The following is a 22,025-nucleotide window of genomic DNA, read 5'->3' on the forward strand; positions in this document are numbered from 1 at the left end:
ATCTCACTGGCCAGCCGTCAAAATCAATTCACATTGGCGAACATAATTCTCCAACAAAACCATTCAGTGAATATCCCGACCATAACGGGGTACTCCAAAGCCAGCGCTTGATATTTTTGAGGTGCCTGCCGCTCTTGTGGCTCGGAGTAGCATCTCGATTTTCGCCCCTGGAAACCGTGACGCCAGCGCGTTTGCTCCGCTATCCGGAGTCAGGCAAAGGGCGGTTGATAGCCCATCGGCAACAGCGGCCCGCGCCGCGGATACTGATACTGCGTGTTGCGTAACTTTGTGCCCTTTCGGGTTCAGGATATGGCCATGTTTGCCCTGTAACATCGTACCTCCGGGCGCTGAGGTTGCGACAGCTCGATCCTGAAGCCTGATTCGTTTGGCCACCTTGCCATCGGGGGCGGCCAGCCCCACGCGCCATGGTTCGCTAGTGTATCGCTGGCCAAGAGCGGCGACCTCACCCATATCCACCAATACATTGCGCAGATCGAAGGACCGCAGCAAAGCAGCAATCCGGTCGGTGATCGCACCTTGCGCAATCCCGTTCAACGTGATCGCCGAATGTCTGGGATATGGCAGGCGGATTTCATCCGTACCGACATGCACGTTGTTCCATCCGATCGTTGCATGCGCGCGTTCCACTATCGGCTGCTCCGCTCCGCTGGCCAGCGCCAGCCACAGCGGCTGGATCGTCGGATCAAACGCCCCGCCCGAGGCTTCGTGAAGCGCGGAACACAGGCTCAGCACCTCCAGCAGCTCAGGCGCAGGTGCATTCAAGTGACCGGTGCGGTTCAACTGGCTGATCTGCGAATGAGGTCGGTAGAGGCTGAAGATATCCTCAAGCCGGTTCAATTCGGCCTCGACCGCAGCAAAGATCGGGTCGGCTTGTGCATCCGTCATGCCCTGCAGTCGCAGACTGGCCGGAGCGCCCAGTGCTATGCCCCGCCATTGGGCAGAGCCACTGGCGGTGGCAGGCACGGCCGCGCAGGCGGCTGAGATGGCCAGAAAACGGCGGCGGGTCAGGAGGGTCATGCGGGGGTCTCCAGCAACAGGTCCAAATCGGCGGGGCCAAGAACTTCGGCATCGGGCACATCTGAAAGGGGTACGGCAGAGCCGCCATAGCGCAGGATGAAGTCCTGGGCCTCGTCGAGTTTCGCAAATGGGACCACCTCGCGCGCGCCCATGCCTCCGGCGACATCTGCGCCGACGACGAAGGTCGCACCATCGGCTGCGATCCAGTTGGAGATGCCCGGCTGCCCCCAGTTGGGGGCGACACCCATGTCGCTGACGTAAACAGCGGTGATCTTGGCATCGCGTTCGGGGCTTTTCAGATAGGCGAGCATGTCGCGCACCTGCGCAAAGAACAAAGGTGCAGGATAGCCCTCAAGATGAATCTGACCTTTGGGCCCGCCATGTTCCGCGATGTTCATCTGGCAGAAATAACTCAGCGCATCTGGGGTCAGATCAACCGGGTCAGGGGCCTCGGCGACCTCTTCCTTGCAGGCCGCCAGCGCGACCAATGCGATCAGGGCGAGACGCTTCATGGCTCGACCCTCCGGAATGCGATCCGGGCGAGTGCAAAGCCTATCACCGGCCAGATCAACAGTGAGACGGGTGCAGCCCAGACCGGCAGCGCCTGCGCCGCCCCGGTCATGCCGGATGCCATAGCGACGCCCTCGGTCGCGGCGATGTTCCACAGACGGAATGCGTCGGCCGGGTTGGCTACCATCACCCAAGGAAAGACGGATTGGGTGAAAGTGCCGCCCTTGTCCATGACGACGGCTCCCAACAGCCCAAGATCATAGAGGACGACAAAAACCAGCCAGAGCCCGGCCGACAAACCTGCCGCCGCCGTGGCCCCCTTTGCCAGGGCGGACAACAGGTATCCAAGCGCCAGAAAGACAGCGCCCAGCAGGATGGATGTGAGGATAAGGCGGATCAGCGCCATCAGGCTCTCTGGCCCCGCGCCACCAAAGAAGGTGGCCACTGCGCCTGCGGTGCCGAAACCGATAGTCATGGCAAAGGCCAGCGCGGCGAGATGGGCGGTGAACTTGCCCAACAGGATTTCTCCACGCCCAGCCGGGTAGGACAGCAGCAGTGACAGGCTGCCGCGATCCACGTCGCCGGCGATGGCGTCAAAGGCAATCATCAGCGCCAGCAGCGGCGCAAGATAGACCGAGAGCGTGGTCATCGAAGCGACCGAAACGGTCAGCATGTCGACGCCCAGCGTGCCAGTGGGTGCGCTGCCCGCAAAGGTCAGCGCCAGCGCGAACAGAACCATGATCAGCGTTGCGACCAGCAGCCAGCGGTTGCGGCGCAGGATCAGCATCTCGGTCCGGGTGATGGCGAGGAAGCGGGTCATTGCAAATCCTCCTGTGCGTAGTGGCGATAGAGATCTTCCAGTTTGGGCGGGGTCATTTCCACATCCGCCACCGCGTCGCCCAACCCGGCGATCTGGCGCAGCGCCTCCATCTTGTCTTCGGGTGAGCAGAGCAATTCAACGGATGCCCCATTGATCCGGCTGCCGCCCAGTTCAGCGGCCAGCACATCAGGATTGGTGCTGGCGCGTACCTTCAGGCGGATCGGTAGACCGGCCAGCGCCGACAGATTGTTCAGCGTGTCGTCAGCGACCATCCGGCCCTTGCGCATGATCGCGATGCGATCAGTACGGGCCTCGACCTCGGTCAGCGCATGGCTGGCGATCAGAACGGCGGTGCCCTGCGCCGCCAACTCATCGATGATAGCATACAGGTCCTGCCGCGAAATCGGATCGAGCCCGCTTGTCGGCTCATCCAGCAACGCCACTTTCGGTTGGCCCAACAGCACCTGCGCCAGACCCAGACGTTGCCGCATGCCTTTGGAATAAGTGCCGATCCGACGGTCGAGAGCGTCGCTCAGACCAACGCGCTTCAACAGGCCAAGCACGTCGGCCTTTGCGCCTGAAAGCTGCGCAAACAGGGTCAACTGTTCACGCCCGGTTAGCGCGGGATGAAACGACACCGCTTCGGGCAGATAGGCCGTCTCGCGCCGCGCCTGAGCACTACCGGGGGTGGCGTCTCCGATCCGAATGGCTCCGCCATGGATCGGTGTCAGGCCGAGGATGGATTTGATCAGGGTCGACTTGCCCGCGCCGTTATGGCCCAGCAGCGCAACGCGCTGGCCGGGGGCAAGAGACAGGGTGATATCGTCAAGAACGCGGGTTTTTCCACGGTCCTTGAGAACATGGTCGATTGACAGGGCCTTATCCGTCATGAGGCACCTTTTTCATAGCTGGGGGTTCAGGGGCTTGCATCAATGGGTTGCTGTCCATCACACCCCCCGGCAACAGCGCCGGGAAGGCCGATTGCGACCAGCGCACCAGTTGCACGGCAGGCGAGCCGAGCAACAATTTGGCTGAGGGTTGGGTCCACAGCACATGGTCCATACTGTCATTGGGGCGATAGGGGGCATCGGCAATGCCGTTGCCATCCACATCATAAGCGGCAAAATCGGACCAGTAATTGCCACGCCCGTCTTCGGACCACTCGACCCATTTGGTCGAGACGTATTTCACCTGAGTCCGGTTTCCGATGAATGAGTTGCCAACGATACGGTTGCGCTCAGACCCGGCGGTAAAATGGATGCCGATGCCGCATCCCTGGAACCAGTTGTCGGTGAATTCGTTCTTGTTGGAGTTATAGAGGAAGGTGCATTTTTCCTTGGCACCTTTCACCACGTTTCCGGTGATGGTGCTCTTGTTGGCGTAGTTCAGCATCACGCCGTGTTCGCGGTCGCCGATCGAGACATTGTTGGCCACGGTCACATTGGTTGTGAACATCACCGCATAGCCCAGATCATTGCCGATCGAGACGTTGTCGCTGACCACCGAATTGTCGGCATACATGTAATGCACGGCAAAGCGCAGATCGCGGAACAGATTGTTGGTGAAGGTGTTCTTCTTGGACGAGTTCACAAAAATACCGTCGCGCCCGTACCGGATGTCATTGCCATCCACCACCGCACCCGGCGCGTTCCAGACATAGACGCCATTGCCGCGGTCATTCATCCGTTGATCCAAACGTCCTTCGATCCGGTTGCCGCGTACGATACTGTCCTTGGCCCCGTGAATGTCGACGCCATAGAGGTTACCCAGAAGCACGTTGTCCTCGACTACGGGCGCCTTAGCCGTTTTGGTCAGCTGGATACCACTGTCGATACCCTCATGGCTTGAGCCGGAACCGATTACGGTCAGACCACGCACAGTCACGCCCGGCCCGGTCACGGTGATGACGCTGCCGTTTCCTTGTCCGTCAATGGTGGCCTGTCCCAGCCCGTCGAGGGTTACGGGCCGGTCCAGAACCAGTGTTTCGGTGTAGACACCGGGGCTCAGGCGGAGGGTGTCTCCATCTGCCGCCTGCGCCAGTGTTTCATTGATGGCCCCCGCCCGGTTGGGCACATCCCAGTCCGCCGCCCAGAGGGGCGAGCCGAGCAGGAGCGGTATGAGCAGAGGCCAACGCATGGGCTACGCTCCCTGCGGCTCGACCAGCATCCGACCGCGCATTTCCATGTGCAGCGCGTGGCAGAACCACTGGCAATAGAACCAGTGCACGCCCGGACGGTCCGCAGTGAAGGTGATCGACGCGGTTGCCATTGGCCCGATCTCGAAGGCGATGCCGTAGTTGCCCAGGCAGAAGCCGTGGGTTACGTCGTCCACGTCATCCAGGTTGGTGACGTAGATTGTTACCTCGTCGCCCTGTTTGACGGTGAACTTCTCAAGGCTGAAGGTCGGGGCCTGCGATGTCATGTAGACCCGCACCTTGTTGCCATCCCGGATCGGTTCTTCAGCACCTTCTTCCAGATCGATGCCATCGGCTTCGGCCTGTTTGCGGGCGTCTTCCCATGTGACGTCGTTGCGGTCCCACACGTTGACCGGGTTGACGATGTCACTGCGAACGATGATCGAGTCATGCGGCTCGGCAAAAGTCGGGCCGTCGTGAACCACCTTCATCTCATCCGACGAGATGTCGATCAGCTGTTCGTTTTCAGGCTTCAGCGGACCCACATTCAGGAAGCGGTCTTTTGAGAACTTGTTCATCGAAATCAGCCACTTGCCGTCGGCATCCTTGGTTTCACCCATCGATGTCGAGTTGTGGCCCGGCTGATAATGAACATCGACCTTCGAGATGATCGGATCGACATCCTCACCCGCGTAGGCGCGGATCGCCTTGTCCATGTTCCACTTCACGATCTGGCTGTCGAGGAACAGCGTGGTGAACGCGTTGCCCTGACCGTCATAGGCAGTGTGGAGCGGACCAAGACCCAGCTGTGGCTCACCGACGATGCAGGACCGTGGATCGGCATCGCTTTCGAACAGGGCGTCCAGCTTGGTCACGTCCAAGATCGACACGGTGGGCGACAGCTTACCGTTGATGCAGACATGCTTGCCGTCAGGCGCGGTGTTGATGCCGTGGGGCGAGTTCGGGATCGGGATGTAGCGGGTGTATTTCTTGTTCTGACCCTTACGTCCATCCAGAACCTTGACGCCTTTCAGTTCCTGATAATCACCAGCCTCGATGCCTTTTTCGATTTCCGCGAGGTTGAAAACAACCACGTGGTCCAGTTCGTTCTCGGTCATCTCGGCCAGGTTCATACCCATTTCCGAGTTGTACGAGGTCGAGTAAGCGTATTTGCCCTGATAGTCGCAGTCGGTGTTGTCGAGGTTACCCGAAACGATTACCTGCCATGCCACCTCCATGGTGTCACCGTCCAGCGCGGTGAAGATGTTCACGTATTGCGACGGATCGTCCAGCACGCTGCCATCATTGACCAGCGGCGTTTCATCTTCACCATTGGCAAAGACATAGCCGGTGCGCGGGAATTTCTGCGGACGCAGACCGTGGATCGCCTTGGCGTTCGGGATCTCGGTGATCTTGTCGCATTTCATCACATCGCAGCGCACACGGGCAACGCGGGTGTTGGCCTTGTCGTTCATGAACAGATAGCGGCCGTCATAGGTGCCGTCGGTGAACGACATATGCGGGTGGTGCAGGTCGCCGTTGTCATAGGTTTTCATGCCGCGCTTGGCGAGGAATTCCTTAGTTTCCGGCAGCAGACCGTCGGTCATGATCTTCAGCGACTCGTTGGTCTGGCCCCAACCGGTGGCCGAGCAGCGGTTGAACACCGGCACCCGCATCAGCTCGCGCATGGACGGGAAGCCCAGAATGCGCAGCTCGCCGGTCTGACCCGAGGACCAGAAGCCGTAATATTCGTCCAGCTCACCGGGCTGCAGGTTGGCATTGGCCGCAGCACTGGCTTCTTTCGCGGTCATCAGGGTCGAGCCCAGACCGGTCCCGGCCAGCACGGCGCCTGTTGCGGTTGCACCCAGCATGCCGCGGCGTGTGACGTTCAGTTTCTTGTCATGTTCCGACATGATCGTTCCTCCTTTTAGGAAACGGTTTGCGGTTTGGCGTTCGGATGGTTCGCCGGTGGTTGCCCGAGGGGGGTCTTGGGATTGACCGACCCTGTCTTGGCCCGCCGCTTCAGCTGGCGGATAACGACGGGACATTTGTCCTCGGACTGGTAGAGCACCTGACAATGCAGGCAGGTGACGCACTCGTTCGGATTGATCTCACCGGTGGGGTGGATCGCCTGAACGGGGCATTCATTGGCGCAGGTCTGACAGGGCGTGCCACAATCCTTGTAGCGGCGCAGCCAGTCGAACATGCGAATTCGGGCCGGGATCGCCAGCGCTCCGCCCAGCGGGCAGAGGTAGCGGCAATAGAACCGTTCGATGAACAGCCCGATCCCCAGCAAAGCCAGCGCAAAGACCACAAACGGCCAGTCGCGCATGAATTTCAGGATGATCGCGGTTTTGAACGGCTCGACCTCGGCATATTTCTCGGCCAGCGGTATCGAGACAAAGCTGATCCCGAAGAGCACGAGGAAGATCATGTATTTTGCGGGCCAAAGGCGTTCGTTCAGTCCCCATGGCAGCGTCCATTGCGGCACTTTCAGCGCGCGCGCGATCTTGTTGGTCAGTTCCTGCAGCGCACCAAACGGGCACAGCCAGCCGCAATAGGCCCCGCGCCCCCAAAACAGCAGGGCGGCGGCCACGGCAAACCACTGGATGAAGACCAGCGGATCCAGCAGGAAGGCATCCCAGCTGAAACCGGTCCGCAAGCTGCCGGCCAGTGCCATCAGGTTCACAACGCTCAGCTGCGCGTTGGCGTACCAGCCGATAAAGAACAGCGTCAGGGTCAGATATCCGATGCGGAACCAGTAAAAGACCCGGGCGTTCATCGTGGCGTGGAATTGGAAGAAGAAGGTTGCAGTCAGCACCAGCAGCATGACGCCCAGACCGGCAATCTCGACCGTGCGATCCTTCCAGATGCGTTTCCACAAGGCGGCTTTTGCTGCGGCTTCGCCAGTGGCGTCATCCACAACAGTGGGGGCTGCGACCGGCAACAGATACTGCTCGGGCAGCTTGTAGCCCAAATCGAAGGTCAGGAAGGTTTTTTCGACCGCACCCACGGCCCTTTGCACCAGCAATTGCAGGCGGAATGGCTCGGCTGGGTTGAACTCGGCCTCAGTGGGGATCTTGAAGATATCCAGCTCAGTAAAACTGGGCGCATCCGGGGCTGCAACTCTGCCAAGTCGTTCTTGCTGCTTATCGAAGAACCGCACTGAATTGTCGCCCTGAATAAGCTGAATCCGGTCGAAGATTCCGCCGCGTACGTAGCCTGATCCCTTGAAGCTGTAGGCCCCGCGCCCCAGCACCAGAATGGCTTGTTCGCCTTCATCCAGCCATTCGACAAGGTTCTGATATTCGGCCTCGCCCAACAGCGATTTGCCGATCGACGGGACCGAGACAAGCGCCACGTGCATGTCGATGAACGTGTCATCCGGCTCGCCCGGTTCAGGGCGTTTGATGGCGCGCTGATCGCCCGTGGCTTCAAAGGCTGCGTTGACCTGACCGACATCCAGTGTCAGCCGCCGGATCGAACCGTCACCCGAAAGTGTTGCCCAGTCATATACGGCATCCCTTGCCATATCGACTTCGCGTTTCGGCCCGTCCGCCTGTAGCGGAGACAACCCGCCCAGCCCCAGCGCCCGCGCAACCTTGATCCCACCACGCACAAGGCTGTCATCAATCACCATGATCGTCACTGTCGCGCCCGAGATGATGTCTAGGTCGTGCCCCTCGCCACCGGTTTCTGCCTCAACCTTCAGGTCCAGACCGGCATAGCCTTCGGTCAACTCGACCATCCGCGAGTTTGGGATGCCGATCAGCACGATGGGTTCCGAGTGTTTGACCAGCTGCACGCCGGTCAACACCGCGTCGTCATCGATGGCCGCAACCACATGGATCGGTTTGCCGGAGTATCCGGTGGTGCCCACGAAGTCAGAAGTCAGGAAGGCCCAGGCAACGGTCTCGCCGCCCTTCAGGACGGGGGCGACCGGAACGTCATCGCGTACCGGCCCAAAGGCATCAGCACCGGGGGCCAGATCGGCGGGTTCAATCTCGGGCAGGAAGCTGGCAAGGCTGTCGGCATGGGCGCTGATCGCCATTAGGCAGGACAGGGCAAGGGCCAGAAGGATATGGATTGCGCGACTTACGACCACGGCGCACCTCCGATATTTAGGGTGGACGCCATGGACGCGCGCGGGGCGCGTTCAGATGTTTTTTGGGTCGGGCACGGGGGTCCCCGGGTTTCGGGCCACAGCCGATCCGAGTTGTACAACACGGAAGATTTGCTGTTTTGAACCTGTACAACACGGAAGATTCCGATTTGCGGCACTTGCGCCAGCTCGGGCACGGGTGCCGCGCTGGTGACAGCACACAGCGCGCAATCGGCGCATTTCGGGCAATACGCGGTCGGGTCTTCGGTGCCCTCCTCAAGGTCAACCTCAACCCAGACCGCGCCGCCTTCCGAGCAGATCTCCACCCAGACACTTTCACCGGGACTCGCCAGCGCCGGTCCAAAGGTCTGCAACAATAGAAGGAGCATGCCCGCCAACCCAGCCGCCGCGCGAACCGCGCGGGCAGGGAGATTGTGCAAAGGGACGAGGGCAGGCATGGAGACTCCGACTCGGGAAGCTATGCCGCGTGTTCTAGGGGATTCTCTCGGCGCGATACTTGACTTAGGTCAGGTTCTGGAAACTTTCGATTTTAACATTTGAAATCAATTATCTGCCTCATCCATCAACCCGCGCACCCAACGCCCCGCCAACCACGCGGCAGGTATGCCCAATGGGATCGACCACAGGATCGCGGGCACCGGCCCGATGGCACCAAATCCAGCGCTGTGCAGGATCAGCCCGGCCAGAAACAGGTTGATGGCCACGGTCAGAGCCGTGGCCGGATAAAGCAGGATGGCCAGTTTCCAGACCGGCCATCTATCCTCAGTGGCTGGTGCCTTCCGAGAAGGTGATTTTGTTCCAGACATTGTACTTCCCAGACGGTTTGCGCATCGGCAGGCGGCGGACCTCTTCCAGCGTCTGCGCGTCATAAACGATCACCGCGCCGTCATCTTCCCAGATTGAAACCAGCGCGTGGCTGCCATCCTTGGTGAACTCAACATGCGCCACGGTCTTGCCTGGCGCAGGGCGTAAAGTTTTTACGATTTCAAGGCTTTGCTTGTCGATTACATGCATGGCGTCCTTGTTCGGCCCAAAAAACACATCGGCCCAGACATAAGGTGAATTCTCATGGCTGCGCATGAAAAACCCCGGCCCTTCGGTCTTGATCCGCTTGACGGTTTCCCATGTTTCCATGTCGATCACCGAGACCGTTCCATCGGTCAGATGCGGCGTCGCCATCACGGTGGAGTCGCCATGTTTCCAGGTAATCCCTGAACCTAAGTGAGGCATCCCCGGCAGGTCCAGATCAGCCACCTTGTGACCAATCACCAGATCGATCACCTGACCACCCTTGCCATCGCGCGAGGCACCCATGACGTATTCATAGCTCTGGTCAAAGAAGAAATCGTCCAGATAGTCCGGCGTGGTAATCTTGCGCACCGGGAAGGGATCGGGGTTCTTGAACTGACCCTCAATGCGGAAATCGTGCCCCAAACCGGATTGCGGTGGGTTCGCCCCGTAGAACACTTCCCAAATCTCAGGCACGTCTTTCAGCGCTAGAACGAAGCTTTCGCGCGGCGGTGCCTGATAGACCGCCGAGACGCGGCTGGGTTTTCCTTTTTTGCTTTTTACATCAATGACTTTCGCTACAGACAGGTCTTCGGTGGATAGCAGTGTCAGAGAGTTCGGCAAATAGTTCGCCACGGCCACCCACTTGCCGTCTCCTGACATAGCGATGTTGCGGCTGTTCAAGCCCGCACGCACGCGGCCCACCTGTTTCAGCGCCCAGATGTCATATTTCTGCACCCAGCCATCGCGGGACATGATGAAGACATAGCGTCCATCCGGGCTGAACTTCGGCCCGCCATGCACGGCAAAAGGTGTCTCGAACCGGTCCAGAACCTCGAAAGTATCCCCATCCAGAACGCTGACATGGTGATCGCCGGTCTCAACGGCCAGCGTGATGTTCATCGGGTCGCTGTCCCAGACCGGGGCATCGACTGGAATGTAATCCTCGTCCAGAGTGCGGCTGGCCATGATATCGGCCTCGCCCCATTCGGGATTGGTTTCCAGCGGAGATTTCAGCCAACCCGCCAGTTCCTCGATCTGCAGCGCATCCAGCTCATGCGAAAACGCAGGCATCTGTGTCGCGATGCGCCCCTCGGCGATCACGGCAGCCACGCGCGGCCCCCGCATCCGTTTCAGCGTTTCGGGGATCAGCGCCGGACCGACTCCGCCCAGGCGGTTCTCTCCATGGCATGAGGCGCAATGCTCGGCGTAGTCCGACGGCGCATCGGCCCATGCGGTGCCCGCCAGCAGCAGCGAACAGAAAATGCCGATTTTCAGAGTGTCAAAAGAACTGATGCGCCGGATCATGGCTTTTCCCCCGGAACGGCGTGACCTGCAGGCGCTCGCTCGCGCCATCCACGCCGATTTCTTCGTTCGACAGATAGCAGGCCGGATCTTCGGCCCACGGATCACCAGTAAGTTGCAGCGCCCGGATGCGGGTGTTTCCGCCGCAGACATCCTTCAACCGGCACACCCCGCAACGCCCTTTCAAAGGACGCGGGCGGGTGCGCAGCATAGCCAGCATCGGGTCGTCACCGGTCCAAAGCTCTGAGAACGATTTGGTCTTCACATTGCCGACCGTGTAGTCGGACCAATAAGTGTCGGGATGCACGCGTCCCAGATTGTCGATATTGGCCACACCCAGCCCGCTGGAGTTCCCGCCCCACGCGGCCAGATGTTTGCGCACATGGGCGGCTTTGTCATCGTCGAAATGCGTCCGGACCCAGTTCAGGAAATACCCGGCATCGGCGTCGTTATTGCCGGTCACGATATCCAGCGGACGACCGCCAGACGCAGCCTCCCACGCACGTTCCAGCAGCAGGTCCAGACCCTTACGGGTGCGCAGGTGCTCGGCATCTTCGCCTCGGTTTTTGTCGCCGCGCCCGGCGTAGACGAGGTGAGACAGATAGAACTTGTCGACTCCCTCATCATCGCACAGCTGCAGCAGGTCAGGCAGGTGATGTTGCGTGCCTTCGGTCAGGCAGAACCGCAGGCCCACCTTGATGCCGCGTTTCTTGCATTCGCGCACACCGCGCAAGGCGTCGGCAAAGGCGCCGTCGACACCTCGGAACCAGTCATTCGTGGCCCCGATTCCGTCTAGCGAGATGCCAACATAGTTGAAGCCCACGTCGGCAATCATGTCGGCAGTTTCGTCGTAAATCCGTGTGCCGTTGGTCGACAGTGCTAGCATCGGCACCAGATCACGCGCGCGTTTGGCGATGTCGAAGAAATCGAACCGGTCCAGTGGTTCCCCACCCGAGAGGATCAGGGCCGGGACGCGGAACTGGCCCAGATCCTCAAGGGTTACCATGGCTTGCTCGTGGCTGAGCTCACCCGGGAACGCGACATCCGCCGAGACGGTATAGCAATGGCGGCATTTCAGATTGCAGCGCCGTGTCAGGTTCCAGATCACAACCGGTTTCACTGGGCCGGGGCGGCGTTTGCGCACCGGGGTCGGTTTCACGAGCTGGTGCATGTATTCGGTCAGGCGGAACATGTCTCAGCCTTTCTTTTTCAGGCGCAGCCCGGTCTTTTTCAGGATGCGCGTGGAATAAAGGATATCTTTGGCCCGGCAGGCATCGCCGAGGATGGCGGCAATCTCGGCACGTTTCTCCTCGACCTCATCCCGGTCAGCGCCATGAACCATGGCGAACAGATTGTAAGGCCAGTCAGGCAAGGCGCGCGGGCGTTCATAGCAATGGGTGACGAAGGGCAGGGCACCGATCTGCGATCCGAGTTCGGCAACGCGGCCATCTTCGACATCCCACACAGTCATGCCGTTCGAGGTCATGCCCAGTTTATAGTGGTTGGGGGCCGCAGCGATGCGCCGGATGACACCGCGCGATTTCATATCGGCCAGACGGGACATCAGAGTCTTTTCATCCAGGCCCAAGCCGTCGGCCACCTGGGCGAAGGGGGCGGGCACAAGGGGCAGGCCGCCTTGCAGCGCCTCGATAATCTCTCTGTCTTTTGCGTCGATCATGCCGCCACCCGGAAGCCGATGAAGAATTCCTGAAGTTTGGGGAATTGCAGGACCGCGATCCCGGTTTCCCGTGCGATAGCCTCGGCTGTGGCTGCGATCCCTTCGGGTGTTTCGGTCGCCAGAACGAACCACATGTTCAGCCGATGCGTGCGTTCATAATTATGCGCGACCTCGGGATGCGCATTGACTTTGGTCAGGACGTTTTCGAAATCCTGTGAGGGCACGGCCATGGCGCACAGACAGAAGGCTCCGCCCATCGCAGCAGCGTCAAAGAAGGGACCAAAGCGGGTGATTGCGCGCGCGTCCTTCATCCGTGCGAGACGGGTCAATAGGTCGGACTCTGCAATCCCCAATTCCTCGGCAATTGCGGCGTAAGGGTGCGAGGTCAGCGGCAGGTCATCCTGCATCCGGTTGAGGATCGCGCGGTCTGTGTCGTCGAGCCTCATGCGGCGGCCTCCTTCGGTTGAATCAATGCACCGGTCTGTTTGAAACAGCGGGTCGAGAACAGTACTTTGCGCTGCGCGCCAAATAGTTCGGGCAGGGCGGCGGCCCCGGCCAAAACCTCCATTGCCTCCGGACGCGAACGCGCATGGATCATGGAATAGAGGCGATAGGGCCAGATACCCTCGACCGGGTTGCGCTCATAACACAGTGTCACGCCGGGATGCGCTGCCAGTGCCGGGCCAGCGCTGCTGACCTGCTCGGCCGGCATATCCCAGACCACCATTGCATTGGCGGACCAGCCCAAAGCGCGGTGGCGCACGATGACGCCCAGGCGAGAGATGATCCCGGCCCGGTGCAAGGCGGCTACGCGATCCATCACGTCTTCTGGGTCGCGGTTCAGGGTCCGGGCCAGCGCAGCATAAGGATCAGAGACCAGCGACAGGCCGGAACTGAGGACCTGCAACAGGGGTCGGTCGCCCTCTCGCATGGCTGAACGATCCACTTTCCGCGGGCGAGGAGCATTCCGGGTCTCGCCCGACATACGAAAGCCCAGATCAATGTTGAACGGCCGCACCAGCCGCAAATCCAGAACCCGCAGCCCCGAGCGCTGCGAAATCCTTGCGAGGGTGTCGTTCACATGCGTTCGGTCCGGTCCAGTGGCCACGAACCAAAGGTTCCAGTCATCCTCGCGCTGGTAATTGTGGTTCACACCAGGTTCCGCATCGATCAGCGCTGCGACCTCTTCCAGCCGTTCTTCCGGAGCTGCCACAGCCGCAAGCGTACTGGCCGAAACCGCGCCGGGTGCGATTGTCGCGCCGACCCGCGTTATGCGCCCGGTTTTGCGCATCCGGGCGAGACGGTCGAGCACTTCTGCCTCTTCCAGCCCAAGCGCGTCGGCCAGAACTTGAAACGGGCGCTCTACGATGGGAAAATCACGCTGGAAATCGTCCAGAAGACGGCGGTCGATCGGGTCGGTGATATGCTGCATGTCAAAGCCCCGTTCTGTGCGCACGTGCGGTGAAGAAAATGCCCGAGGGGCTGTCGGCCTCGATCTCGCGCAGCTTTTCAAAGGTCTGGGTGTCGTAAACCATGACTTTGTTGGCATCGCGGACGCTGAGCCAGACCTCGTGACCGCGCGGGGTGAATTCCATATGCAGCACCGCCGGACCCGGTTTGAATTCGTGAATGATCTCTTTGCTCACTGAATCAATGACCTGAATTGTATCGTTCAGCGGGTGCGCAAAGTTCACCCAGACCTGCCGTCCGTCGGGTCGGGCCATGGCAAAGACCGGCTGGCCGTGGGTCTGCGTACGCCCGGTCTCGGTTAGGGTGTCGGCGTCGATCCACAGAACCTCGTGATGGCCGACAGCCGGCAGCACGAATTCGCGCCCGGTCAGCGCCCAGCCTTCGAGGTGGGGCATCTTGTAGACCGGCATTTCTTCTTGTCCGCGACCATAGTCAGGCAGCACGCGGATGGGTTCGGGATTGTCGGACCAGAGGTCCAGCGCGGTCAGGCCGTCCTCGCCGAACAGACCCGTGATATAGGTGCGGCCATTTGCGGTGATCAGCGCGTCATAAGGGTTTTTGCCCATATCGGTGATCTTGGTGATTGCGGGGTCGCCCTTGGCGAAATCGGCGATCCAGGTCTCGCCCGTGTCCCACATGGTGAAGACAAACCGGCGGCCCGGTGCGTCGACCAGGCCGATGGTTTTGCTGTCAGTTGGGATATCGGCCACCATCTCCAGCGTCTCGGCGTCAAACACACGCACGCCACCGGGTTCATAGTTTGACACCGCAACCAGCTTGCCATCGTCCGAAATTGCTCCGCCAATGGCATTGCCTGCCTGAACGACACGGTTCACGATCTGGCGGGTGACGATATCCACTTTGGTCAGGCCGCCGTCACGCCCAAAAACATAGGCAAAGCGTTCATCGGGCGAGTAGACCAGCGAGGCATGGGACAGATCGCCCAACCCTTCGATCCGGGCCAGTGCGGCACGGTCGGATTGATCCACCAGCAGGACTGAGCCTTTGGCGCGCTCAATGACAAGGCCCAGATCGCCCGTGGCGGTGGGTTCCGCTTGGGCAGTGGTCATCAACAAGGTCGCGGCGAGGGTAAGGATGAGCTGTTTCATTGTGCCTCCTGTGCCAGCAGATAACGCGCGATCCATTCAGCCTCTTCTTCGCTGATCAAAGGCCGCCATGGGGGCATCGCGGTGTCGGGGATGCCATCGAGAATCACGCCCGTCAGAACGTCCGCGTCGTAGTGCTCCAGCGTCTCAGACCTCAGATCAGGGCCAAGACCGCCTTTCAACGACAGCCCATGGCAAGAGCCGCAGTCCTGATGGACAAGACGTTTCAGCGCGTTGGGGTCAAGAGTGTCGGCGGCAAAGGCAGATGTGGCCACAAGCACAGCCGTTGTCAGTACAGCGCGCGCGGTCCAACCTGGACCCTTGGCTGCACCATCGGGCAGCGACCGACTGCCCCCTGATCGCCTGGAACCAAACTTAGCCATGCGCCTGCTCCAGAAGTTCAGCCACGGGCCGTTCTGCGTATAGCGATACGACCTTGCCGATGATGAACAGCGACGGTGCTTTCAATTCAGCGTCGCGCACATCTGCTGCCAATCGATCCAGCCGGGATACCATGCGGTGTTCATCCGGGGTGGTCGCTTTGCCAACCGCCAGAACCGGGGTCGATCCGGGCAGGTTCTCGGTCATCAGCCCCATGGCGATCTGGCCGATATTGGCGACGCCCATATAGACGACCAGCGTCGAGTCCGGGTCGGCCAGACGTTTCCAATCCAGATCCAGCACCTTGTCAGCCTGCCGATGCCCGGTGACATATTGCACCGAGGTCGCCAGCCCGCGATGGGTCAGCGGCACGCCGGTGGAACAGGATGCCCCCTGCGCTGCGGTAATGCCCGGCGCATATTCGACCGGGATGCCGTTGGCCATCAGATGCGCCGCCTCTTCCGATCCACGCCCGAAGATCATCGGGTCGCCGCCTTTCAGCCGCGCAACGGTGTGACCGGCGCTTGCTTCTTCGACCAGGATTTCGTTGATGCGATCCTGCGGCACCGTATGGCATTTGGGGGCCTTTCCCACCGGGATCAGTCGTGCGCTCTCGGCATGCAAGTTGAGGATATCGGCCGAGACCAGACGGTCATAAACAACCACATCCGCCTCTTGCAGCATCCGCAGTGCGCGCAGGGTCATCAGTTCAGGGTCACCAGGGCCTGCGCCAATCAGAAAAACCTTACCGCTCATGTGCAAACTCGCTTGGTCTGAATGTCTTCGGAGCCCGGAATTCCTGCGCGATCAGGGGACGTTGCTGGGTGAGCCGGGCGTGTCATGCGGCCAGACTGGCGCAATCGAAAAGGAACCTCCTTGACTAAAGTTAAGGAGCGCAGGAATTGGTCCCGCGCTCCTCTCTCTCATGCCTGTATGGTGCCTCGGCTCAGGGTTCGACGGTGATCATGCCGATCATGTTCTGCGTCTCCCAATGGGGTCCGCACAAATACTCCTGCGGGCCGGGGGTGAGGAAGGTCAGTTCAACCGTTTCCTCAGGAAACAGCCTGTCGCTTTCGGGTTCGCTGCCATCTTTCAGCAGGACCGAGTGGCTGGTGCGTTTGTCCATATTGACCCAGCGCACCGTGGTGCCTGCTTTCACGGTCAGCTCGACGGGGCAGAAGGTGTATTTGTACATCAGCACCACTTCCGCATCCTCAACGGAGGATGAGGGCTGACCAAACAGCTCGGTATAACGCTCTTCGGCTTCAGCGCATAGCTCGGCGGTCTCATCCGCCCAGGCAGGTGCGGCTACAAACAGCAAAGCGGGAAGAAGGTGTTGGGGTTTCATCGTCCAAGTCTCCTCTTCTAAGCGGAAGGGGCCGGATTGCCCGGCCCCAGTTCCTTATTGTTTGACCACGTTGATGAAGGCGCTGTCATCGTCCAGCGCCAGGCTGGTATCCAGCGTGACGTGGTGGAACCGCGCGGCGGCAAAGTCATCGTGGATGGCAAAGCCGACCGTGTAGGTCTGACCGGCCTCCAGCGGCACGTCACCGGGCGCGCCGGAGTTCAGTGGCCGCGAGAACACAACTGTCCACATACCACCATCAAGGCTGGCCGCAGCCGCGATCTCACCCTCGTTCACCACGCGTTGCTCAAGCAGATATCCGTTGGTTGCGCTGCCGTCTGCATAGACGCGCATCAGGTCGAGATAGGTGCCATCCTCAAGATATTGCGCAAGCTCCTCCTCGGCCTTCAGCTTGTCCCAGCCACCCAGCGCCTTGCCACGACGACCTTTGACTTCGACATCGGTGCGGCTTTCGCTGATGTATTTGGTCACGGTATCCTGAGATGTCATGCGTCCCGCCACATCGGCGTTGCCTGCGATGGCGTCCGCCTCGGGCGCGAATGGCATATAGCTGTTGTCGGCGTGGCACGAGGCCCAACACCCCACCTGTTCGCCCAGTTCGATCCCTGTGCCGGTGATCATCATGGCAACCTTGATCTGGTTGTCAGGGTCCATTTTGCCACCATCAACGAAAGGTGCAGGATTGTGCCCGGCATCCGGCCACTGCAGTCGGACATAGAGGTTCTGATCATCATGCGCGGCCTGTACGGTCGCATCGATCACGCCCCGTTTGCCGGGGATCGGCGTCGGCTCAAGCTCACCACCTGCGACGATTTTGTTGCCGATGGTATCCAGCTCTTTGGCGTGACAGGTCGTGCACTGGTCACCACCTTTTGTCAGCGGACGAGCGCCTCCGTGGAATTTGCCATTCTGTACCCATTCAAACGAAGCCTGACCGGGGTAGAACAGCTTGAGATCTGTAGCAGCTACCGCGTTCCAATCTATGTCCGAGCCGACATCGCTGCCACCTCCACCACCTGAAGGCGCTGCGGCCTCTTCGCCGCCGGCTTTGGCGCGCTCCTCGGCCACCGCCGCATCCACAGCCGCGGCAATCTGAGCCTGCATGGCTTCATGCTGTGCCTGTTTGGCAGCTTTTTCGGCCTCAGCTTCGGCAGCTTCTTTGGCTTCGATCCGTTCCAGGCTGGCCAGGTATTCCGGCGGTATCTCGCGGATAAAGGACGGGTTCGGGGCCTCAAGCTTTTCCAGATACTCCTCGTCAGCCCGATCCCGGGCGTCCGAGTGTGCAATCCCTTTGTGACAGTCGATACAGGTTTGCCCGACGGTCATCGCATTCAGGTGCTGCTGACGCGCACGGGGTTTTTGGAACTCGGGCATCATCGACTCGAAGTCATGGCAGTTGCGACACTCACGCGAGTCGCTGGACTTCATCCGCTCCCATTCGTTCATCGCCAGGTGCACGCGTTTGGCTTCGAATTTTTCGCGTGTGTTGATGGTGCCGACCATCTTGCCGTACAGCTCTTTCGACGCCTTGATCTTGCGGATGATCTTATGCGTCCAGTCCTTGGGCACGTGGCAGTCGGAACAGACCGCGCCGACGCCCGACCGATTCACGTCATGGATCGTGCCGGTGTATTCTTCATAGACGAAATCGCGCATTTCGTGGCACGAGATGCAGAAATCCTTGGTGTTGGTGGCTTCCATGGCGGTGTTGAACCCGCCCCAGAAGATGATGCCGCCGACAAAGGCCGCAGCAATACCGGCCACAGGCATTCCCCATAGGAAATACCGGCGCCAGATCGGTTTTTTCTTATCCGGTTCGGAGGTCATATCCGGGCTCCGTTTTGGCTTTCTTATCTGGCCTTAGATGGCAGGCCGGTGAGTTTGGCTGATGGGTCAAACGAGGAAAGGGCGGGCGAGGGGCCCGCCCTTTCCGGTGTTGGTTCTCAAACCGTCAGGTGACGTGGTTCGACCGGTTGTAGACGTTGAACTTGCCAGTCGGGGCATAGAGCCCGTCGATACGACCTATCTCTTCCAGCGTCTTGGCGTCGAAGATTACGATCTGACCGTTGGGTTCCTTCGAATCCGACAGGTTCCATTTGGAAACCCAGACCTCGGTACCATCCGCGTTGAATTCAAAGTGAACAGCGGCGCTGCCTTCGTCTTCGGTGATCTGGATGGTTTTCACGATCTCGCCGGTCTCTTTCGAGATGACCTGAACAGACTGCTGAATTTCCGGCTCGGGGTGTTTGGTCTGGTCGGCCCAGATGTAGTCCGAGTTCGGGTGGGTACGGACAAACAGGCCGGGGCCGTCTGTTTCCACTTCGTAGCAGGTTTTCCAAGCCTGATCCGGATGACCTTCGGGGTCGTTACCCCAGACCGTTACGGTACCAACACCAAGGTGGGTTGTACCAGCCACCGGACCACAGTTCGGGTCGACCCAGTTGGCGCCCGGTCCCGGGTGCGGCAGGGCTGCAGTGTCAATCATCGCTTCCAGCTTGTGGGTCTCGGTGTCGACGACGACCATCTTGTTCGACGCGTTCGCGGCGATCTGGAAGTACCGGCCTGTCGGGTCGAAGAACCCGTCGTGCAGGAACTTGGCCGAGTTGATCTTGTCGATCCGCAGGTTGTCCAGGTCGGTATAATCGACCTGCCACAGCTGGCCGAGCTCTTTCACGGCAACGATCCAGGTGGGTTCGTTCGGCGTGGTGTAGATCGCGGCTACGCGGGCTTCTTCCACATACTCGCCGTCTACGTTGGTGCCGCGTGTCGAAACGACCTTTACCGGTTCCATGGTCTGCGCGTCGACGATCGCGAAATGCGGCGGCCAGTAGCCACCACCGATGACGTATTTGCCGTCGCCGGAAACGGCAACGTCGCGTGCGTCATAGGCGATTTTGACCTCGGAAACCAACATGTTCTCAGGCTTCTGCCAGAGGTCGATCTTGGTCATCTTGCCGTCGCGGCCCATCGTGTACCAGAAGCGGCCGGGATGCTCCGGCTCGGTGATCGAGTGGTGCTCAGACGCTTTCAGAACGTGTACGGCATAACCGGTCGGGATGTGGGTCAGCACTTCTTTGGTGTCGCCGTCGATAACAGCCACTTTGCCCACGTCACGTTCGATGACGACGAAGAAGTTCTCCCAGTTGCGGCCATGCAGCGGCTCGGTTGGATAGTCGGCCTCTTCCACATAGACCTTGCGGGTCTCTTTCATCTGCTCCAGCGACATTTCCGGCGGCTTGGGGGCCTCCATCATGATGTATGTCGCCATATCCTTGATTTCCTGCTCGGTCATAATGTCCGAGAAGTTGTTCATCCCGCCTTCGGTTCCCCAGGCGATGATCTTTTCAAGGCGCTCCTGACCCAGCTGAAGCGTACCGCCTTCTGTGACGGTGCCGTCTGCTGCAGTTTTTTTCCAGTGTGGTTCCAGGTTCTTACCGGTCGCACCTTTGCGCAGAACGCCGTGACAACCTGCGCATTGTTCAAAATAGAGCTGCTTGGACGACTCAAATGCTTCGTCGCTCAACGTTGGCTCTTCGGCAAATGCTGGCGCGGCGACAGAGCCCAGCAGCATTGCCAAACCGACCCCAAAGGCGCGGCCGGTCTTATCGTAGCTGATTCCAAGTGACATGATCACTCTCCATTTGCGTGGTGAGGCAGGTTGCAGCCTGAAACATTGGCGCCGATCACTCCTTGACGAAAGTCAACGGAAGGGTCGTAAACTGGAAAATGAAGGTCCTGATTAACCTTTAAATTATGAGGAAAACCTATGTTTTAGGGTCATGTTTCTCCGGGCGCTTGATTTCGGTTAAGTCCCGAACGAGTCGGGTTTGTTAGACCGGATCCAACAGCCACTAAGGCCGAGGAGAGCAGGCATGCCGGCAATGATCGCGCGGGTACTGAGTGAAGGATTTCGCGTCTTTTTTCTGTCAGCGGGGCTATTCGGTCTATTCGCGGGTGGTGCTTGGGGTGTGTGGCTCACGACTCAGACCGGGTTGGTCGGTTACGAAAATCCGACCTATGCCATGAACCCACCCATGTGGCATGCGCATGAGATGATATTTGGATATGCCACGGCTGCCCTTGGAGGATTTCTACTGACAGCGGTGCCAAACTGGACGGGTACGCCGGAAGCAAGGGTACAGTTTATTGTTATTGCCGCGGGTATCTGGTTGGCCGGACGGATCGCGATGTGGTTCTCCGGGGCTCTGCCGCCGGGTCTGGTCGCTGTCTTCGATCTGGCCTTTGTACCGATTCTGGCGGCAAAGATCGCAAGCCAACTGATCCGACGTCCCAAGCCGCAGAACATGATCTTTCTGTTGTTGCTCAGCTATTTCTGGATTGCCAATCTGCTGACCCATCTTGATTGGATGGGCATTACCGGCGGTACACTGGACATAGGATTGCGTGTAGGATTGCTGACGCTGTGCAGCATGATCGCGATACTTGGTGGACGTATAACGCCAGCTTTCACCCGGAATGCGATGAAGCGCGCTGGCGAGCCGGAAGCCGCGTGGCCGGTGTCGGTAGCTGCATTAGACAAAGCCAGCATGGGATTGGCGCTGCTACTACCGCTCAGCGTTTTTCTCTTCGGATTGGGTAAGATAGCGGGTGGCGCGGCCGTAGCACTTGGCATAACCCAAATCCTGCGCATGTCACGATGGCGCGCGCGCTGGGCCATACGTCAACCGATCTTGGTTGCCCTGCATCTGGGTCTGGGAATGCTGGCACTGGGGCTGGTTTTATGGGGGGTGGCGGTTCTGGGTATCGGCAGCGAAATCGGCGCGTTGCACGTTCTGGGAATCGGTTGTGTCGGAGGCATGACCCTAGCTGTGATGAGTCGGGCTGCTTTGGGCCATAGCGGCCGCGCACTTGTTGCCCCACCACCTATGGCGGTCGCCTACGGTCTTATGGCTTCGGCTGCTATTTTGCGCTGGGTTGGTTCAGTGACCGACCAGGGGTATCTAGTCATGATGTTGGTTTCTGACGGTCTGTGGATCAGCGCTATCGTTCTTTACCTGATCACGATGTGGCCTGCTTTGACGGGGCCACGTATTGCTTCCTGACTCTAGGCGCGCCGATGAATCCG

General features: G+C 59.8%; 21 protein-coding genes. 1 reads left to right on the forward strand and 20 read right to left on the reverse strand.

The features are described 5' to 3' along the window. Nucleotides 1-63 precede the first annotated feature (63 nt). The 20 genes from ACR0DU_RS05685 to ACR0DU_RS05780 form a co-directional block, all read right to left on the reverse strand. Nucleotides 64-1,038 (reverse strand): FAD:protein FMN transferase, encoded by a 975-nt coding sequence (locus ACR0DU_RS05685; protein WP_480872962.1) that lies wholly within the window; start codon nucleotides 1,036-1,038, stop codon nucleotides 64-66. Then, complete coding sequence (locus ACR0DU_RS05690) at nucleotides 1,035-1,550, reverse strand: nitrous oxide reductase accessory protein NosL (protein WP_480872963.1); 516 nt, start codon at nucleotides 1,548-1,550, stop codon at nucleotides 1,035-1,037. Before ACR0DU_RS05690 ends, ACR0DU_RS05685 begins: the two co-directional genes overlap by 4 nt. Then, entirely contained in the window at nucleotides 1,547-2,368 is an 822-nt protein-coding gene (locus ACR0DU_RS05695) for an ABC transporter permease (RefSeq protein ID WP_480872965.1), read from the reverse strand. The genes ACR0DU_RS05690 and ACR0DU_RS05695 overlap by 4 nt, the downstream gene beginning before the upstream one ends. After that, the gene (locus ACR0DU_RS05700; protein WP_480872967.1) at nucleotides 2,365-3,258 is read right to left on the reverse strand and encodes an ABC transporter ATP-binding protein; all 894 of its coding nucleotides are present in this window, start codon (nucleotides 3,256-3,258) and stop codon (nucleotides 2,365-2,367) included. The genes ACR0DU_RS05695 and ACR0DU_RS05700 overlap by 4 nt, the downstream gene beginning before the upstream one ends. Continuing rightward, the gene (locus ACR0DU_RS05705) at nucleotides 3,248-4,504 is read right to left on the reverse strand and encodes a nitrous oxide reductase family maturation protein NosD (RefSeq protein WP_480872968.1); all 1,257 of its coding nucleotides are present in this window, start codon (nucleotides 4,502-4,504) and stop codon (nucleotides 3,248-3,250) included. The genes ACR0DU_RS05700 and ACR0DU_RS05705 overlap by 11 nt, the downstream gene beginning before the upstream one ends. 3 nt (nucleotides 4,505-4,507) lie before the next feature. Then, entirely contained in the window at nucleotides 4,508-6,415 is a 1,908-nt protein-coding gene (gene nosZ, locus ACR0DU_RS05710) for a TAT-dependent nitrous-oxide reductase (RefSeq protein WP_480872970.1), read from the reverse strand. A 14-nt stretch (nucleotides 6,416-6,429) separates the two neighbouring features. Continuing rightward, complete coding sequence (locus ACR0DU_RS05715) at nucleotides 6,430-8,553, reverse strand: 4Fe-4S binding protein (RefSeq protein WP_480873296.1); 2,124 nt, start codon at nucleotides 8,551-8,553, stop codon at nucleotides 6,430-6,432. Between the two features lie 44 nt (nucleotides 8,554-8,597). Further along, entirely contained in the window at nucleotides 8,598-9,062 is a 465-nt protein-coding gene (locus tag ACR0DU_RS05720; protein WP_480872972.1) for a DUF2946 family protein, read from the reverse strand. A 105-nt stretch (nucleotides 9,063-9,167) separates the two neighbouring features. Beyond that, entirely contained in the window at nucleotides 9,168-9,431 is a 264-nt protein-coding gene (locus ACR0DU_RS05725; protein ID WP_480872974.1) for a hypothetical protein, read from the reverse strand. Beyond that, nucleotides 9,388-10,941, reverse strand: coding sequence for a cytochrome D1 domain-containing protein (locus ACR0DU_RS05730; protein ID WP_480872976.1), 1,554 nt, complete (start codon nucleotides 10,939-10,941; stop codon nucleotides 9,388-9,390). Before ACR0DU_RS05730 ends, ACR0DU_RS05725 begins: the two co-directional genes overlap by 44 nt. After that, nucleotides 10,916-12,130 carry a heme d1 biosynthesis radical SAM protein NirJ gene (gene nirJ, locus ACR0DU_RS05735; RefSeq protein ID WP_480872978.1) on the reverse strand — a complete coding sequence of 405 codons (1,215 nt, stop codon included), beginning with the start codon at nucleotides 12,128-12,130 and terminating at the stop codon, nucleotides 10,916-10,918. Before nirJ ends, ACR0DU_RS05730 begins: the two co-directional genes overlap by 26 nt. A gap of 3 nt (nucleotides 12,131-12,133) precedes the next feature. Continuing rightward, nucleotides 12,134-12,616 carry a siroheme decarboxylase subunit beta gene (gene ahbB / locus ACR0DU_RS05740; RefSeq protein ID WP_170773400.1) on the reverse strand — a complete coding sequence of 161 codons (483 nt, stop codon included), beginning with the start codon at nucleotides 12,614-12,616 and terminating at the stop codon, nucleotides 12,134-12,136. Continuing rightward, nucleotides 12,613-13,062 (reverse strand): Lrp/AsnC family transcriptional regulator, encoded by a 450-nt coding sequence (locus ACR0DU_RS05745; protein ID WP_480872980.1) that lies wholly within the window; start codon nucleotides 13,060-13,062, stop codon nucleotides 12,613-12,615. The genes ahbB (ACR0DU_RS05740) and ACR0DU_RS05745 overlap by 4 nt, the downstream gene beginning before the upstream one ends. Beyond that, on the reverse strand, nucleotides 13,059-14,048 hold the full coding sequence (gene ahbB, locus ACR0DU_RS05750; protein ID WP_480872982.1) for a siroheme decarboxylase subunit beta: 990 nt from the start codon (nucleotides 14,046-14,048) through the stop codon (nucleotides 13,059-13,061). Before ahbB (ACR0DU_RS05750) ends, ACR0DU_RS05745 begins: the two co-directional genes overlap by 4 nt. Before the next feature lies 1 nt (nucleotide 14,049). Further along, nucleotides 14,050-15,195 (reverse strand): cytochrome D1 domain-containing protein, encoded by a 1,146-nt coding sequence (locus ACR0DU_RS05755; protein ID WP_480872984.1) that lies wholly within the window; start codon nucleotides 15,193-15,195, stop codon nucleotides 14,050-14,052. Beyond that, on the reverse strand, nucleotides 15,192-15,575 hold the full coding sequence (locus tag ACR0DU_RS05760; RefSeq protein ID WP_319545883.1) for a c-type cytochrome: 384 nt from the start codon (nucleotides 15,573-15,575) through the stop codon (nucleotides 15,192-15,194). Before ACR0DU_RS05760 ends, ACR0DU_RS05755 begins: the two co-directional genes overlap by 4 nt. Continuing rightward, on the reverse strand, nucleotides 15,568-16,329 hold the full coding sequence (cobA, locus tag ACR0DU_RS05765) for a uroporphyrinogen-III C-methyltransferase (protein ID WP_480872986.1): 762 nt from the start codon (nucleotides 16,327-16,329) through the stop codon (nucleotides 15,568-15,570). The genes ACR0DU_RS05760 and cobA overlap by 8 nt, the downstream gene beginning before the upstream one ends. Nucleotides 16,330-16,519: 190 nt before the next feature. Then, complete coding sequence (locus ACR0DU_RS05770; protein ID WP_480455996.1) at nucleotides 16,520-16,921, reverse strand: cupredoxin domain-containing protein; 402 nt, start codon at nucleotides 16,919-16,921, stop codon at nucleotides 16,520-16,522. Nucleotides 16,922-16,975: 54 nt separating this feature from the next. Then, nucleotides 16,976-18,766, reverse strand: a complete 1,791-nt coding sequence (locus ACR0DU_RS05775; RefSeq protein WP_480872988.1) for a NapC/NirT family cytochrome c — start codon at nucleotides 18,764-18,766, stop codon at nucleotides 16,976-16,978. 124 nt (nucleotides 18,767-18,890) lie between these two features. Next, on the reverse strand, nucleotides 18,891-20,567 hold the full coding sequence (locus ACR0DU_RS05780; RefSeq protein ID WP_480455993.1) for a cytochrome D1 domain-containing protein: 1,677 nt from the start codon (nucleotides 20,565-20,567) through the stop codon (nucleotides 18,891-18,893). Between the two features lie 244 nt (nucleotides 20,568-20,811). Between ACR0DU_RS05780 and ACR0DU_RS05785 the strand changes: the two genes are divergently transcribed. After that, nucleotides 20,812-22,002, forward strand: coding sequence for an NnrS family protein (locus tag ACR0DU_RS05785; protein ID WP_480872990.1), 1,191 nt, complete (start codon nucleotides 20,812-20,814; stop codon nucleotides 22,000-22,002). Nucleotides 22,003-22,025: the final 23 nt, after the last annotated feature.

It is taken from the genome of Ruegeria sp. G2 (genome assembly GCF_056533505.1).

Bases quoted from the DNA above. Each gene is read 5' to 3' on its own strand.
- ACR0DU_RS05685 (WP_480872962.1), bottom strand. From the start codon at position 1,038: ATGACCCTCCTGACCCGCCGCCGTTTTCTGGCCATCTCAGCCGCCTGC.
- ACR0DU_RS05690 (WP_480872963.1), bottom strand. From the start codon at position 1,550: ATGAAGCGTCTCGCCCTGATCGCATTGGTCGCGCTGGCGGCCTGCAAG.
- ACR0DU_RS05695 (WP_480872965.1), bottom strand. From the start codon at position 2,368: ATGACCCGCTTCCTCGCCATCACCCGGACCGAGATGCTGATCCTGCGC.
- ACR0DU_RS05700 (WP_480872967.1), bottom strand. From the start codon at position 3,258: ATGACGGATAAGGCCCTGTCAATCGACCATGTTCTCAAGGACCGTGGA.
- ACR0DU_RS05705 (WP_480872968.1), bottom strand. From the start codon at position 4,504: ATGCGTTGGCCTCTGCTCATACCGCTCCTGCTCGGCTCGCCCCTCTGG.
- nosZ (WP_480872970.1), bottom strand. From the start codon at position 6,415: ATGTCGGAACATGACAAGAAACTGAACGTCACACGCCGCGGCATGCTG.
- ACR0DU_RS05715 (WP_480873296.1), bottom strand. From the start codon at position 8,553: ATGGCGATCAGCGCCCATGCCGACAGCCTTGCCAGCTTCCTGCCCGAG.
- ACR0DU_RS05720 (WP_480872972.1), bottom strand. From the start codon at position 9,062: ATGCCTGCCCTCGTCCCTTTGCACAATCTCCCTGCCCGCGCGGTTCGC.
- ACR0DU_RS05725 (WP_480872974.1), bottom strand. From the start codon at position 9,431: ATGTCTGGAACAAAATCACCTTCTCGGAAGGCACCAGCCACTGAGGAT.
- ACR0DU_RS05730 (WP_480872976.1), bottom strand. From the start codon at position 10,941: ATGATCCGGCGCATCAGTTCTTTTGACACTCTGAAAATCGGCATTTTC.
- nirJ (WP_480872978.1), bottom strand. From the start codon at position 12,130: ATGTTCCGCCTGACCGAATACATGCACCAGCTCGTGAAACCGACCCCG.
- ahbB (WP_170773400.1), bottom strand. From the start codon at position 12,616: ATGATCGACGCAAAAGACAGAGAGATTATCGAGGCGCTGCAAGGCGGC.
- ACR0DU_RS05745 (WP_480872980.1), bottom strand. From the start codon at position 13,062: ATGAGGCTCGACGACACAGACCGCGCGATCCTCAACCGGATGCAGGAT.
- ahbB (WP_480872982.1), bottom strand. From the start codon at position 14,048: ATGCAGCATATCACCGACCCGATCGACCGCCGTCTTCTGGACGATTTC.
- ACR0DU_RS05755 (WP_480872984.1), bottom strand. From the start codon at position 15,195: ATGAAACAGCTCATCCTTACCCTCGCCGCGACCTTGTTGATGACCACT.
- ACR0DU_RS05760 (WP_319545883.1), bottom strand. From the start codon at position 15,575: ATGGCTAAGTTTGGTTCCAGGCGATCAGGGGGCAGTCGGTCGCTGCCC.
- cobA (WP_480872986.1), bottom strand. From the start codon at position 16,329: ATGAGCGGTAAGGTTTTTCTGATTGGCGCAGGCCCTGGTGACCCTGAA.
- ACR0DU_RS05770 (WP_480455996.1), bottom strand. From the start codon at position 16,921: ATGAAACCCCAACACCTTCTTCCCGCTTTGCTGTTTGTAGCCGCACCT.
- ACR0DU_RS05775 (WP_480872988.1), bottom strand. From the start codon at position 18,766: ATGACCTCCGAACCGGATAAGAAAAAACCGATCTGGCGCCGGTATTTC.
- ACR0DU_RS05780 (WP_480455993.1), bottom strand. From the start codon at position 20,567: ATGTCACTTGGAATCAGCTACGATAAGACCGGCCGCGCCTTTGGGGTC.
- ACR0DU_RS05785 (WP_480872990.1), top strand. From the start codon at position 20,812: ATGCCGGCAATGATCGCGCGGGTACTGAGTGAAGGATTTCGCGTCTTT.